Origin of the sequence: Nocardioides cavernae (assembly GCF_013410035.1) — a bacterium.
Taxonomy (GTDB): Bacteria; Actinomycetota; Actinomycetes; order Propionibacteriales; family Nocardioidaceae; genus Nocardioides; species Nocardioides cavernae_A.
This window is the reverse complement of record NZ_JACCBW010000002.1, coordinates 972,656-986,560: the sequence shown is the minus strand read 5'-3', so window position 1 is coordinate 986,560 and position 13,905 is coordinate 972,656. Positions and strand designations below refer to the sequence as shown.

The 13,905-nt window shown below is 71.8% G+C and carries 11 protein-coding genes; 7 read left to right on the top strand and 4 right to left on the bottom strand.

The window, feature by feature from the left end; all coding sequences use genetic code 11:
* Positions 1 to 2: 2 nt before the first annotated feature.
* Together F4692_RS12250 and F4692_RS12245 are read left to right on the top strand one after the other, a co-directional pair.
* Positions 3 to 2,024 (top strand): fumarate reductase/succinate dehydrogenase flavoprotein subunit, encoded by a 2,022-nt coding sequence (locus tag F4692_RS12250; protein ID WP_179620482.1) that lies wholly within the window; start codon positions 3 to 5, stop codon positions 2,022 to 2,024.
* Complete coding sequence (locus tag F4692_RS12245) at positions 2,024 to 2,767, top strand: succinate dehydrogenase/fumarate reductase iron-sulfur subunit (RefSeq protein ID WP_179619904.1); 744 nt, start codon at positions 2,024 to 2,026, stop codon at positions 2,765 to 2,767. The genes F4692_RS12250 and F4692_RS12245 overlap by 1 nt, the downstream gene beginning before the upstream one ends.
* A gap of 394 nt (positions 2,768 to 3,161) precedes the next feature.
* On the opposite strand, the gene F4692_RS12240 is transcribed toward F4692_RS12245, so the two are convergent.
* The 3 genes from F4692_RS12240 to F4692_RS12230 all read right to left on the bottom strand — a co-directional run bounded on the left by F4692_RS12240 (position 3,162) and on the right by F4692_RS12230 (position 5,885).
* Positions 3,162 to 4,109: a hypothetical protein gene (locus F4692_RS12240; RefSeq protein ID WP_179619903.1), complete on the bottom strand. Its 948-nt coding sequence runs from the start codon at positions 4,107 to 4,109 to the stop codon at positions 3,162 to 3,164.
* Positions 4,110 to 4,291: 182 nt separating this feature from the next.
* A complete protein-coding gene (locus tag F4692_RS12235) occupies positions 4,292 to 5,371 on the bottom strand; it encodes a YihY/virulence factor BrkB family protein (protein WP_179619902.1) in 1,080 nt (359 codons plus the stop codon).
* Positions 5,372 to 5,375: 4 nt separating this feature from the next.
* On the bottom strand, positions 5,376 to 5,885 hold the full coding sequence (locus F4692_RS12230) for a 2'-5' RNA ligase family protein (protein ID WP_179619901.1): 510 nt from the start codon (positions 5,883 to 5,885) through the stop codon (positions 5,376 to 5,378).
* A 51-nt stretch (positions 5,886 to 5,936) separates the two neighbouring features.
* Between F4692_RS12230 and trpS the strand changes: the two genes are divergently transcribed.
* Together trpS and F4692_RS12220 are read left to right on the top strand one after the other, a co-directional pair.
* Positions 5,937 to 6,995: a tryptophan--tRNA ligase gene (trpS, locus tag F4692_RS12225; RefSeq protein ID WP_374757300.1), complete on the top strand. Its 1,059-nt coding sequence runs from the start codon at positions 5,937 to 5,939 to the stop codon at positions 6,993 to 6,995.
* A gap of 101 nt (positions 6,996 to 7,096) precedes the next feature.
* Complete coding sequence (locus F4692_RS12220) at positions 7,097 to 8,338, top strand: lipase family protein (protein ID WP_179619900.1); 1,242 nt, start codon at positions 7,097 to 7,099, stop codon at positions 8,336 to 8,338.
* A gap of 18 nt (positions 8,339 to 8,356) precedes the next feature.
* Here F4692_RS12220 and F4692_RS12215 read toward each other — a convergent pair whose 3' ends face one another.
* Positions 8,357 to 10,447: a glycogen debranching N-terminal domain-containing protein gene (locus F4692_RS12215; protein ID WP_179619899.1), complete on the bottom strand. Its 2,091-nt coding sequence runs from the start codon at positions 10,445 to 10,447 to the stop codon at positions 8,357 to 8,359.
* Positions 10,448 to 10,519: 72 nt separating this feature from the next.
* Here F4692_RS12215 and F4692_RS12210 point away from each other — a divergent pair, with 72 nt between their 5' ends.
* Genes F4692_RS12210 through F4692_RS12200 form a run of 3 tightly spaced genes read left to right on the top strand, consistent with a single transcriptional unit; the run spans position 10,520 to position 13,901 of the window.
* Positions 10,520 to 11,575 (top strand): LacI family DNA-binding transcriptional regulator, encoded by a 1,056-nt coding sequence (locus tag F4692_RS12210; protein WP_179619898.1) that lies wholly within the window; start codon positions 10,520 to 10,522, stop codon positions 11,573 to 11,575.
* Between the two features lie 54 nt (positions 11,576 to 11,629).
* Positions 11,630 to 12,883 (top strand): extracellular solute-binding protein, encoded by a 1,254-nt coding sequence (locus tag F4692_RS12205; protein ID WP_179619897.1) that lies wholly within the window; start codon positions 11,630 to 11,632, stop codon positions 12,881 to 12,883.
* Between the two features lie 7 nt (positions 12,884 to 12,890).
* Positions 12,891 to 13,901, top strand: a complete 1,011-nt coding sequence (locus F4692_RS12200) for a carbohydrate ABC transporter permease (RefSeq protein WP_179619896.1) — start codon at positions 12,891 to 12,893, stop codon at positions 13,899 to 13,901.
* Positions 13,902 to 13,905 lie beyond the last annotated feature (4 nt).

Sequence of the window (13,905 nt, the reverse complement as noted above, 5' to 3'; positions counted from 1 at the left end):
ACATGCCCGACACCGTCACCTCGACGGAGGCCTCGGCCAGCGGGTCGCTGGACGGCGACTACGACGACGCCGCCGGCTACTACACCCCGGGCGCGCCGCTCGTCGACGCCAAGGCGCCGTCCGGCCCGATCGCCGAGCGCTGGCAGAACCGCAAGTTCGAGGCCCGCCTGGTCAACCCGGCCAACCGCCGCAAGCTCGACATCATCATCGTCGGCACCGGCCTGGCCGGCGCCTCGGCCGCGGCCACGCTCGGCGAGGCCGGCTACAACGTGAAGACGTTCTGCTACCAGGACTCCCCGCGTCGCGCGCACTCGATCGCGGCCCAGGGCGGCATCAACGCGGCGAAGAACTACAAGGAGGACGGCGACTCCGTCCACCGGCTCTTCTACGACACCGTCAAGGGCGGCGACTACCGCTCGCGCGAGTCCAACGTCTACCGCCTGGCCGAGGTCAGCACCAACATCATCGACCAGTGCGTCGCGCAGGGCGTCCCGTTCGCCCGCGAGTACGGCGGCCTGCTCGACAACCGCTCGTTCGGCGGCGTGCAGGTCTCGCGCACGTTCTACGCCCGCGGCCAGACGGGCCAGCAGCTGCTGATCGGTGCGTACCAGGCGCTCGAGCGCCAGGTGTCGGCCGGCACGGTCTCGATGTACGCCCGCCACGAGATGCTCGAGCTCGTCGTCGTCGACGGCAAGGCCCGCGGCATCATCGCCCGCGACATGGTCACCGGCGAGATCCAGACCCACCTCGCCGACGTCGTGGTGCTCGCCTCCGGCGGCTACGGCAACGTCTTCTACCTCTCGACCAACGCGATGGGCTCCAACGTCACCGCCGCGTGGCGCGCGCACCGCAAGGGCGCCTACATGGCCAACCCCTGCTACACGCAGATCCACCCGACCTGCATCCCGGTCACCGGCTCGCACCAGAGCAAGCTGACCCTGATGTCGGAGTCGCTGCGCAACGACGGACGCATCTGGGTGCCGAAGAACCAGGCCGACTGCGACAAGGACCCGCGCGACATCCCCGAGGAGGACCGCGACTACTACCTGGAGCGGATCTACCCCTCGTTCGGCAACCTGGTCCCCCGCGACATCGCCTCGCGTGCCGCCAAGTACCAGTGCGACGACGGTCGTGGTGTCGGCCCCGAGGTCGACGGCACCCGCCGTGGCGTCTACCTCGACTTCGCCGACGCCATCGAGCGCCTGGGCCGCCAGGCCGTGGAGACCAAGTACGGCAACCTCTTCGACATGTACGCCCGGATCACCGGCGAGGACCCCTACCAGGTCCCGATGCGGATCTACCCGGCCGTGCACTACGTCATGGGCGGCCTCTGGGTCGACTACGACCTGCAGTCGACGATCCCCGGCCTGTTCGTGACCGGCGAGGCCAACTTCTCCGACCACGGGGCCAACCGCCTCGGCGCCTCGGCCCTCATGCAGGGCCTGGCCGACGGCTACTTCGTCCTGCCCCACACGATCCGCGACTACCTCGCCGACGGCCCGTTCGAGCGGATCTCCGAGGACCACCCCGCGGTCGTCGAGGCGCGTGAGTCCGTCACGAGCCGCATCGAGCACTTCCTCACGGTCAACGGCGAGCGCAGCGTGGACTCGTACCACCGCGAGCTCGGCAACATCATGTGGGAGTACTGCGGCATGGAGCGGACGGAGACCGGCCTCAAGAAGGCCATCGACCTGATCCGCGGCCTCAAGGAGGACTTCTACCGCAACGTGAAGGTCCTCGGCAGCGCCGAGACGCTGAACCAGTCGCTCGAGAAGGCCGGCCGCGTCGCGGACTTCTTCGAGCTCGGCGAGCTCATGTGCATCGACGCCCTCAACCGGCGCGAGTCCTGCGGCGGCCACTTCCGCGGCGAGTCGCAGACCGAGGACGGTGAGGCGCTGCGTCACGACGAGGAGTACGCCTACGTCTCCGCGTGGGAGTGGGCCGGCGAGGACAGCATCCCCATCCTGCACAAGGAAGACCTCGTCTACACCGCCATCGAGATGAAGCAGCGGAGCTACAAGTGATGAACCTGACCCTGAAGATCTGGCGGCAGCCGGACGCCGCGTCCGCGGGCGCGATGCACACCTACCAGCTCGCCGACGTGTCCGAGGACATGTCGTTCCTCGAGATGCTCGACGTGCTCAACGAGCAGCTCAACGACCAGGGCGAGGAGCCGATCGCGTTCGACTCCGACTGTCGCGAGGGCATCTGCGGCACGTGCGGCCTGATGATCAACGGCGAGGCGCACGGGCCGGAGGTCACCACGACCTGCCAGCTGCACATGCGCTCGTTCTCCGACGGCGAGACCATCACCATCGAGCCCTGGCGCTCCGACGCCTTCCCCGTCATCAAGGACCTCGTGGTCGACCGCAGCGCGTTCGACCGCATCATCCAGCAGGGCGGCTACATCTCGGTCAACACCGGTTCGGCCCCCGAGGCCCACTCGGTGCCCGTGCCCAAGGACGACGCCGACCGCGCCTTCAACGTCGCGACCTGCATCAGCTGCGGCGCGTGCGTGGCGGCCTGCCCCAACGGCTCGGCCTCCCTCTTCATGGGCGCCAAGGTCACCCACCTCGGCCTGCTCCCCCAGGGCCAGCCCGAGCGCGACGAGCGCGTCGTCAACATGGTCGCCCAGCACGACCACGAGGGCTTCGGCGGCTGCACCAACATCGGTGCCTGCACCGCCGCCTGCCCCAAGGAGATCCCGCTCGACGTGATCTCCCAGCTCAACAAGGACCTGCGCACCGCGATCCGCAACGGTCACTGAGGACGTACGCACGCCGAGGGCCGGGGGGGTGATCCCCCGGGCCCTTCGTGCGTCTCGGGCCGGGCGGTGAGTGAGACATGTTCCGGGCCCGCAGAACGTGCGTCACCCACCGCCGACAGGTCGTCCGGCCCTCGGGCGGTGAGTGAGACACGTTCGGGGCCCGCAGAACGTGCGTCACCCACCGCCGACAGGTCGTCCGGCCCTCGGGCGGTGCGTGAGACATGTTCCGGGCCCGCAGAACGTGCGTCACCCACCGCCGACAGGTCGTCCGGCCCTCGAGCGGTGCGTGAGACATGTTCCGGGCCTCCAGAACGTGCGTCACTCACCGCCGACAGGTCGTCCGGCCCTCGAGCGGTGCGTGAGACATGTTCCGGGCCCGCAGAACGTGCGTCACTCACCGCCGACGACGGGGTGACGGGCGCACGACCTCGGGCAGGCGGAGGAACAGGGCGTCCCACTCGGCGCCGAAGACCGCCCGCGGGCCGTCGTACCCCCGGCTGGCCAGCAGAGCGTGAAGGGTCCGCATGGCCGCGGCTGGGGTGCGCAACCGCTCCTTGGTGACGAGTGCGTAGGCGACGTCGTGCTGACGGTAGGCGGCGTAGCGATCGATGTCGGCGTTGTACTGGGCGCGATCCTCCTGGTGGTGGCTCCCCTCGTACTCCGCGGCAGCCCGCCAGCGGCGGAACCAGAGGTCCGGTGTCACCAGCACCCCCGGCGCGACCTCGACGGGGACGTTGACCTCGGGCACCGGCAGCCCGCAGGCCGTGACGTACGTCAGCAGCCCGGCCTCCGGCATGGAACGGCACCGGTCGGTGAGGTACGGCAGGACGTACGTCGCTTCGGGGACGCCGCGGCGCCACGGTTCCTCCCGGAGGATCTCCTCCAACTCGCCGAGGTCGAGCAGTCCGCTCCGGAGCAGCTCGCACCCCACCTTGATCGCGTCGATGGCCACGGCGCCTGTGCAGTAGGCCACCAGTGCTGCCGCGGCCGTGACGCTGTAGTCGTCCTGCGGCGGGGCCTTCACCGTCCGGTGCAGGAACACGCCGTCGATCGCCAGGTGCAGGTCACCCTCCACCACGAAGTGCAGTGGGTGCCGGGGCCCGTGGTCGACACCGAGCTCCTGGATCCGCGTGATGCCGGTCGTGCGTGCCGCGTCCGGCAGGGCCAGCCGCGCGGCAGTGACGCGGTCCGCGAAGGACGGCTCGTGGTCGACGTGGCAGTAGACGGCCTCGTGGATCCTGCGGAACTGTGGGCCCTGGAGGACGCCCCGCGGCAGCCCTCGCGCGAGCGCCTCGGCGCGGAGGAACGGCCGGGTGCGGAACTCCTCGGGCACGGCGTACATCGGTCCATCGAGCCACCTCGGCCCCCGCCCCGCTCATCGTCGCCGTACGGGCTGTGGACGACGTCCGCGTCACGGTGCCTGTGGACAGTGGCCGGCCACCCCGGCGGTGGGTGAGGCAGGTTGCAACGGCGCAGAACGTGTCTCACGCACCGCTCCACCGCAGGACCGCTCCCGCAGCAGACCTACCGCCGCCGGCGGACGAGTGCCACGAACCCGAGCATCGCGGCGGCCCCCGCGGCGAAGGCGGCCTTCGGCGAGGACGCGGGCGAGGCGGGGGCGAGGGGGGACGAGGAGGCGGGGCGTACGACCGCGGCGGCGGCCGCGAGGTCGATCTGCGGGCCCTCGACGGTCTGCTCGGCGACCGTCCGGGCCTCGCGGAAGGCGCGGGCCTCGGGAGTGGTGTGGGCCCAGGCCGCGGCGTACACCACGACGCGGGAGAAGTAGTTGATCCAGATCAGCAGGACGAGGGCGATGCCGAAGACCGCGAACGCGGGCTGGTTCTGGGTGGAGACCAGCAGCAGGGTCGCGCCCTGCTTGAGCGCCTCGAAGCCGACCGCACCGAGGAGGGCGCCGCTCCAGAGCGAGCGGTTCGGCGTCTCGTGGTCGGCCAGGATCTTGAAGATGGCGTAGAAGAGCAGCGAGTTGGCCCCGAGGCCGACGACGATCGCCAGCACCGCGAGGAGCGGCGTGAGGGCCGCGTCGAGGCCCAGCCAGCCGAGGATCTGCCCGGAGATCGCGTTGACCAGGCCGGACACGGCGACGCTGACGACCAGCGTGAGTCCGACGAGGACCAGGGAGAGCAGGTCCCTGGCCTTGCCGACCACGAAGCTCGGCTGCTCGAGCTGCGGCGTCTCGAAGGTCATCTGGAGCGCGTCGCGCAGGCCGGAGACCCACCCGAGGCCGGAGTAGAGGACGCCCACGAGACCGATCCCGGCCGCGGCCGCGGCGCCGGACTCGAAGGCGTCGATCGAGATCTCTCCCGACCCCGCGTCGCCCTGGACGACCATGGGGAGCACCGACTGGACGCCCTCGACGAGCTGGTCCTTCGCGTCCGGGTAGACGCCGGCGATCCAGCCGACGACGGCGAACCCGAGGGCCAGGATCGGGAAGAACGACAGGAATCCGAAGTAGGTCACCGCGCCCGCGAGCGCGCTGCCCTTGACGCTGCCGTAGTGCTGCACGGTCCGCACCACGTGGTCGACGAACGGACGGCGCTCGCGCACGTCCTCGACGCGCTGCTTGAGGTCCTGGACGAGAGGCATCGGATCAGCCCAGACCGTAGGAGCGGGTGGGCTGCCAGCCGGACTGCTGGTCGTGGACGTAGAGGCTGAAGGAGTCGACGGCGAAGCGGCAGTCGAAGCCGGCCAGCTCGTCGAAGGCCCGGTCGAGGGTCGGGTCGTCGAGGTGGTGGGCGATCGTCACGTGCGGGTGGTAGGGGAAGTCGAGGTCCATCGCGAGCGGCCCCTGGCGTACGGCGTCGGCGAGGAGCTCGCACGCCGAGATGCCCTCCGCGAGGGTCACGAAGACCACCGGCGACACCGGGCGGAAGGTGCCGGTGCCGCGCAGGTGGATGTCGAACGGCTGCACGGTCGTGGCCGCGTCCTCGAGGTGGGACGTCACCGCGGCGAGGTCGGGCTCGTCCACCTCGACCGGCGGGACGAGCGTGATGTGCGTCGGGATCTGCGTCGCGGTGGTGTCGCCGACGCTCGTCCGGTAGTCCTGGAGATCGCTCGCCCACGGCTCCGGGATCGCGATGGCTACTCCGATGGTGGGCACCTCCGAAACCCTACAGAACCCGTTCGCGACGCCGAGACGCCCCTGATTAGGATCGACGCCGTGAGTGACACCTTCCGCGCCGCCCAGGCTCGCAGCGACGCCATCGAGGAACAGATGGCGAAGGACCCGGCCTCGCTGCGCATGCTGACCGGGGACCGTCCCACGGGCGCGTTGCACATCGGCCACTACTTCGGCTCGATCCGCAACCGCGTCCGCCTCCAGGACAGCGGCGCCGAGATCTGGCAGCTCATCGCGGACTACCAGGTCATCACCGACCGCGAGATCGCCGGCGACATCGCGGGCAACGTGCGCAACCTGCTCGTCGACAACATCGCCGCCGGCCTCGACCCGGACAGGGCGACGATCTTCACCCACTCGTCCGTCCCGGCGCTCAACCAGCTGATGCTGCCGTTCCTCAGCCTCGTCAGCGTGGCCGAGCTGCAGCGCAACCCCACGGTCAAGGACGAGGCTAAGACGGCCGGCATCACCACGATCGGCGGCCTGCTGCTGACCTACCCGGTCCACCAGGCTGCGGACATCCTGTTCTGTAAGGCCAACGTCGTGCCGGTCGGCCGCGACCAGCTCCCCCACCTCGAGCAGACCCGCGTCATCGCGCGCCGGTTCAACGACCGCTACGCCCAGGTCTTCCCCGAGCCCGGCGCCCTCCTCTCCGAGGCGCCGCTGATCCTGGGGACCGACGGCACCAAGATGAGCAAGTCCAAGGGCAACGTCGTCGAGCTGCGGATGACGGCCGACGAGACCGCCAAGAAGCTCAAGGGCGCCAAGACCGACAGCGACCGCCACATCACCTGGGACCCGGACAACCGCCCCGAGGTCGCCAACCTGCTGACCCTCATCGGCCTCTGCGAGGGCGTCGACCCGGCAGCCGTGGCGGAGGAGATCGGCGACGGCGGGGGCGGCGCGCTCAAGGGCCGGCTCACCGACGCGATCAACACCGAGCTCGCACCGCTGCGGGCCCGGCGGGCCGAGCTGCTCGCCGACCCGGGCTACCTCGACGACGTGCTGCGCCGCGGCAACGACCGTGCCAACGAGGTCGCCGAGGCCACGCTCGGCGAGGTGCGCACGGCGATGGGCATGGTCTACGCCTGACGTCCGCGTGTGACGCACGTCACATGTCCACTGACACTACTCGCGAGTAGGTTCCCCCCAACGGCCGGTCCGGGTCCGGCCCGAGGGAGGGACACCCCACCATGCTCCGTCGTGCCACCACGTCGCTCGTCACGCTGATCGCCGCCACGCTCTCCATCACGTCGGCCGTCGTCGCCACCGGTACGACCGCGGCGGGCGCCGCGGTCGACGAGCCACCGCGCCCCGCGTTCTACGAGGCGCCCGCCACGCTGCCGCCCGCCGACGGCGACGTGATCCGCAGCGAGAGGATGAGCTTCCTGCTCGACCCCCTCGACGCCACGAGCCTGGTCCGCAACGCGCAGCGGGTGCTCTACCGCACGACCGACCGCACGGGCGAGGCCATCGCCGCGTCGGGCACGGTGCTGGTGCCGAACGCGCCGTGGGTCGGCGTCGGGTCGCGCCCCGTGATCGGCTACGCGCCGGGGACGCAGGGCATGGCCGACCGCTGCGCGCCGTCGCGTCTCTTCTCCGAGGGCATCGAGTACGAGGGCATCGGCATCGAGGGCCTCCTGCTGCGCGGCTACGCCGTGGCGATGCCCGACTACGAGGGGCTCGGCACGGCCGGTGTCCACACCTACATGGACCGCGTCTCGCAGGGCCACGCGACGCTCGACGTGGTCCGCGCCGCGCAGCGGCTGCCCGGCACCGGGCTCAGCAGCGCCAGCCCCGTCGGGCTCATGGGCTACTCGCAGGGCGGCGGGGCGGCAGCGTCCGCTGCCGAGCTCGCCGCGTCGTACGCACCGGACCTCAGGGTGCGGGGAGCGGTCGTCGGCGCCGTGCCGGCCGACCTGTCACGGGTGGCGACCACCCTGGACGGCGGCCTCTACTCCGCGTTCGCCTTCTTCGCGCTGCGTGGCCTGTCGGCGAGCTACGACCTCGACCTGTCGCCGTACCTCAACGCGCGAGGTCGCGCCACGAGCGACCAGGTCGAGCAGGAGTGCGTCTTCGACCTGCTCGACCACGCCTTCGTGAGGTCGTCCACGCTGAGCGCCGACGGCCGCCCCATGTCGGAGCTGATGGCCCGCGAGCCGTTCCGCTCGATCGTCGAGGCCCAGCGGATCGGGACGATCAGGCCGGCGTTCCCGGTCCTGGTCACGCACTCCACGCTCGACGACGTGATCCCCTACGCCGTCGGCCGGTCGATGGCGAGGTCGTGGTGCGCCAAGGGTGCCAACGTCCGGTTCTCGCCCAACCTGGCGCCCCTCCACGTCGGTGGCATCGTGCCGCAGACCGCCGAGGCGCTGCCGTTCTTCGAGGCGCGCTTCGCCGGCCTTCCGCAGGTCGGCAACTGCTGGCTGCTCTAGGCGATCCCCGCCGGAGGGCTACAGGACCTCGACGCGCAGCGGGCTGCCCGGCGGCAGGGTGACGACCACCCGGCCGTCGGGCTCCACGGCGACGTCGAAGGGGTGCTCCCCCAGTCGCAGTCCGCGCAGCGACCAGGCACCGAGTCGCGCGCTGGTGTGCGGCGGGTGCCTCAGCGTCGCACTCGCCGCGTCGGCCCGCAGCCCGGCGAGCGCGACGAGGCAGGCGATCGGTGCGGCGGCCGACCAGGCCTGCGGGCGGCAGGCGGCGGGGTACGCCGCGGGCAGGTCGACGTCACTGGCGGCGTCACCGCCGTAGAGCTCCGGCAACCGGTCCTCGAAGGCCTCCGCGGCGTGGACCAGCCCCGCGGCCATTGCGGCGGCCTCGTCGTAGCGTCCCTCGGCGGCGAGTCCGCGGACGGCGATGGCGGTGTCGTGGGGCCAGACCGTGCCCCCGTGGTAGCTGAGCCGCGAGAAGCGCGGCGACGCGGCCGACAGGGTGCGCAGCCCGAAGCCCGAGTCGAGCCGGGGGTCGCCCAGCAGCCTCGCCACGCGGTCGGTCGCGTCCTCGTCGAGGAGGCCGGTCCCGAGGAGGTGACCGAGGTTGGAGGCGAGCGAGTCGACCCGGTCGCCGCGTCGGTCGAGCGCGACCGCGACGTGCCCACCGTCGGCGTCGTCGACCCAGAACTCCCGGCCGAAGCGGTCGCGCAGGTCGGCCGCCCACCCGTCCAGGCCGGGCACGGGCTCGGCGCCCAGGTCGGCGAGCAGCGCCGCGCCGCGCACCACGGCCTCGTGGGCGTAGGCCTGCACCTCGCTCAGCGAGATCGGCGGCTCGGCCAGCCGGCCGTCGGCGAACTGGATGCTGTCGTGGCTGTCCTTCCACCCCTGGTTGGACAGGCCCTGGCCGGTGTGGTCGACGTACGTCAGCCAGCCGGTCGCGGCGGACTGGTCGAGGATCCACTCGAGGCAGCCGCGCAGCGCGGGAACGAGCTCGCGCACCTGTGCGCGGTCCGCGCCCCACTGGTGCGCGTCGGCCAGCACGCACACGAAGAGCGGGGTGGCGTCGACGCTGCCGTAGTAGAGCGGCGGGAGCCGTTGCTCCCCGAGGTCGAGGGTCTCCTTGCGGACCTCGTGGAGGATCTTGCCGGGCTGCTCCTCGGTCGCCGGGTCGTCGGTCCGTCCCTGCCGGCGCGCGAGGGTGCGCAGCGTGGAGAGCGCGAGGTCGGTGTCGAGCGGGACGAGCATCCGCGCAGCCCACAGGGAGTCGCGTCCGAACAGGGTGAGGAACCAGGGGCTGCCCGCCGCGAGGAACCGGTCGTCACCGTCGCGCAGGAGCAGGCCGGCCAGGTCGGACAGACCCTGGCGCGCGACCCGCCGCAGGCGTACGTCCGTCGCGTCGACCGCGGTCGACCACGGCTGGGGACGACCACCCGGGAACAGCGCCGGCACGGACGTCGTCGCGCGCAGCGCAACGGTCTGCGGCGACCCGCGACCGACGGCGAGGCGCCAGGAGAGTCGCCCGGCGCCGGCGTCGACGTCCGTCTCGACCCCGGCCTCCGCGACCACGCGGACGGCGCCCTCGGGAGCGGTCCACTCCAGGCCGTCCGGGACGGCCGCGGCACCGACCGGGTCCCCGGCCCGGCCCTGCTTGATCGTGGCCATGGGCGACAGGTCGGTGCCGAGGTCGACGCACAGATGCACCTCGACCGGCTCACCGCCGGTCGACTCGACCGTCAGCTCCTCGACGAGGTGGTCCTCCTCGAGCCGGCGCACGCGGTCGATGCGGACGGTCGGGTCGGGCGTCGAGAGGTCCCCGACGGACCGGGCGACACAGCTGTACGCGTGACGCGCCGTGCCGCGCCGCTCGGCCCGGACGACGTCGAGCGCGGAGCCGACCACCGACACCTCCCAGCGGTCGAGCAGGCGCGTGTCGCTGACGTACCAGCCGCTGACGCCGCCGCGCCGCAGCTGCCCGTCGAGGCCGGTCAGCAGCACGCCCGGCGCCGCCACGCACGACGCGAGGTCGTGCAGCAGCGGCTGGAGGTGGGGCTGCGGATCGGGCGCACCGAGGGGGGTTGTCGTCGCCTCGTCGGTCTGTGTAACCTCCGTCACGTTCATGATTTTATCGCTAAACACAGCCCGGATGGCAAGCACGTCGCTCCGGCACGCTCGTGAGGAGGCACCGTGGACGGACGCACCGACGGCCGTGGACCGCTCCCCCACGGCCACGTCACCCTCAGCGACGTCGCCCGCCGTGCCGGCGTGTCGGCGCAGTCGGTGTCCAACGCCCTCAACAACCCGCGCCGGGTCGCTCCCGAGACACGCGAGCGCATCCTCGCCGCGGTCGACGAGCTCGGATACCGGCCCAACCGATCGGCCCGCGCCCTGCGCAACCAGCGCTCCCGCCTGATCGGCGTCAAGGTCGAGCGCTCGCGCGACGACCGCGCCGCGCTGCTCCTCGACCAGTTCCTCCACGCCCTCGCCGAGTCGGCCGCCGCCACCGGGTGCCACCTGATCCTCTGCCAGGCCGACGACGAGTCCGAGGAGATCGCGGCCTACCGCGAGCTGCTCAGCACCACCTCGGTCGACGCCTTCGTGCTGTCCGGCGCGCACGCCGCGGACGCCCGGGTCGCCGCGCTGCGCGACCTGCGCGTCCCCTTCGCGACCTTCGGACGCTCGTGGGACGGCGACCCCGACCTGGCCTGGGCCGACGTCGACGGACGCGCCGGGCTGCAGATGGCCACCCAGCACGTCGCCGCCCAGGGGCACCGCCGGGTCGCCCACGTCGGCTGGCCCGACGGCTCCGAGACCGGTCGCGACCGCGCCGCCGGCTGGGAGGAGGCCTGCAAGGAGCTCGGCCTCGACCACGACCTGCACGTCCGGGTGTCCGACGACTTCGACCAGGGTCGTACGGCCGCGCACCGGCTGCTCGACCTCTCCGAGCCGGCCACGGCGATCACCTGCGCGTCCGACACGCTCGCCCTCGGCGTCCTGCGCGCCCTCGCGGAGCGCGGCCTGCGCGCCGGTGCGGACGTCGCGGTGACCGGCTTCGACAACTCCCCCGGCGCCGCCCTCACCACCCCGGGGCTGACCAGCCTGCGCCAGCCGCTCGAGCAGGTCGCCCACGACCTCGTCGCCGCCGTCGAGGCCCTCGTCGACGGCGAGACCGACCCCCACCGGAGCCTGCTCCCCCCGGAGCTGGTCGTCCGCGAGTCGAGCCTGCGCGGCCCGGCCGGCTGATCCACCCCCAGCCCCACCCCCACCCCCACCCGCCCCCTTCCAGGAGGAGACACCATGAAGACCACCCACCGCGCCGTTCCCGGGATCGCGCTGGCCCTCGCCACCTCGCTGGCGCTCGCCGCGTGCGGCGGAGGGAGCGGCTTCGAGGACTCCGGTGACTCCGGTGACTCCTCCTCCGAGGGCGGCGGTGCCCTCAAGGTGCTCATCGGCTCGTCCGGCGACGCCGAGACCAAGGCCGTCCAGGACGCCGTCGCCGCGTGGTCGGAGGAGAGCGGCACCGAGGCGAGCGTGCAGGCCGCCACCGACCTGCCGCAGGAGCTCAGCCAGGGCTTCACGTCCAACAACCCGCCCGACGTCTTCTACGTCTCGACCGACACCCTCGCCGGCTTCGCCGCCAACGGCTCGCTCCTGGCGTACGGCGACCAGCTGTCCAACGCCGACGACTTCTACCCCACGCTCGTCGACGCCTTCACCGTGGACGACCAGTTCTACTGCGCACCCAAGGACTTCTCGACCCTCGGCCTGGTCATCAACACCCGCCTCTGGAAGGAGGCGGGCCTCACCGACGCCGACGTCCCGACCACGTGGGACGAGCTCGAGACCGTCGCCGGGACCCTCACCCGGGGCGACGTCGTCGGCCTGACGTTCGGCCCGGAGTACCAGCGGGTCGGCTCGTTCTTCCCGCAGGCGGGCGGCGCGATGGTCAGCGAGGACGGGACGGAGGCGACCGTCGACAGCCCGGCGAACCTCGAGGCGCTCGAGTTCGTGCAGGGGATGATGCGCGACGGTGTCGCCGCCTACTCCTCCGACCTCGGCGCCGGCTGGGGCGGCGAGGCCTTCGGCAAGGAGCTCGCGGCCATGACCATCGAGGGCAACTGGATCGCCGGGGCGATGGAGAACGACTTCCCCAAGGTCGACTACACCGTGGCCGAGCTGCCCGAGGGTCCGGCCGGCAAGGGCACGCTGGCCTTCACCAACTGCTGGGGCATCGCCGAGCAGAGCGACAACCAGGAGGACGCGATCTCGCTCGTCGAGGCCCTCACCTCCGCCGACCAGCAGCTCGCCTTCGCCGACGCCTTCGGCGTGATCCCGTCGGTGCAGAGCGCCGCGCAGGAGTACGCCGACGGCCGACCCACCTTCCAGCCGTTCGTCGACGGGGCCGAGTACGCCCAGAACCCGCCGTCGCAGGAGGGTGCCGCCGACGTGATCAGCGACTTCAACGCCCAGCTCGAGGGACTGCAGGACGGCGACCCCGAGGCGATCCTCCAGTCGGTCCAGCAGTCGATGCAGGCCGTCGTCGGGCAGTGACCTGCTGATGGCCCGCACGATCAACAGCGGTCGTACGCGCGACGGGTGGCTCTTCGTCGCTCCGGCGTTCGTCCTGCTCGCGGTCTTCCTCGCCTTCCCGGTCCTGATGGCGCTGTGGGTCAGCGTGTCGGACTGGCGGGGCGTGGGCAGCCCGTTCTCGGGAGACGTGGGCTTCGTCGGGGCGGAGAACTACTCCAACATCCTGACCGGGGGCAGCCTGCAGCAGCGCGACTTCGGCACGGCGATGCGCAACAACGTCTACTACGTGCTGTTCGTGGTGCCGATCCAGACGGCGCTCGCGCTCGCCCTCGCCGTGCTGGTGCACCACAGGGCGCTCAAGGGCCGCGGCTTCTTCCGCACGGCGTTCTACTTCCCGTCCGTGACCAGCGCCGTCGCCATCACCGTGCTCTGGCTGTTCCTCTTCAACAGCTCGGGCGCCGTCAACGCGGCGCTCGGCTGGGTGGGCATCGACGGGCCGAACTGGTTCGGCGACGCCCGCGGGATCTTCCACACCGCGCTCGGCGCGGTCGGCGTGGACGCGCCGGCCGCGCTCACCGAGCACCGGATGCTCGGCATCAGCTGGTGGGAGTGGCTGGCCGGCCCGTCGTTCGCGATGTCGGCCTTCATCCTGCTCGCCGTCTTCACCACCTCGGGCACGTTCATGCTCCTGTTCATCGCCGCGCTCAACAACATCGGGGAGGAGGTGGACGAGGCCGGGATGGTCGACGGCGCCGGCGCGTGGCAGCGCTTCTGGCACCTGACGCTGCCGATGCTGCGCCCGACGGTCTTCACCGTCCTCACCCTCGGCCTGATCGGCACGTGGCAGGTCTTCGACCAGATCTACACCGGCACCCAGGGTGGCCCGGCCAAGACCACGCTCACCCCGGCGTACCTGTCCTTCCAGGCCTCGTTCAACTCGCAGCGCTGGGGCGAGGGCGCGGCCATCGCGTTCATCCTCTTCGCGATCATCGTCCTCCTCACGCTGTTCCAGCGGTGGGCGCTGAGGGAGAAGTCATGAGGAG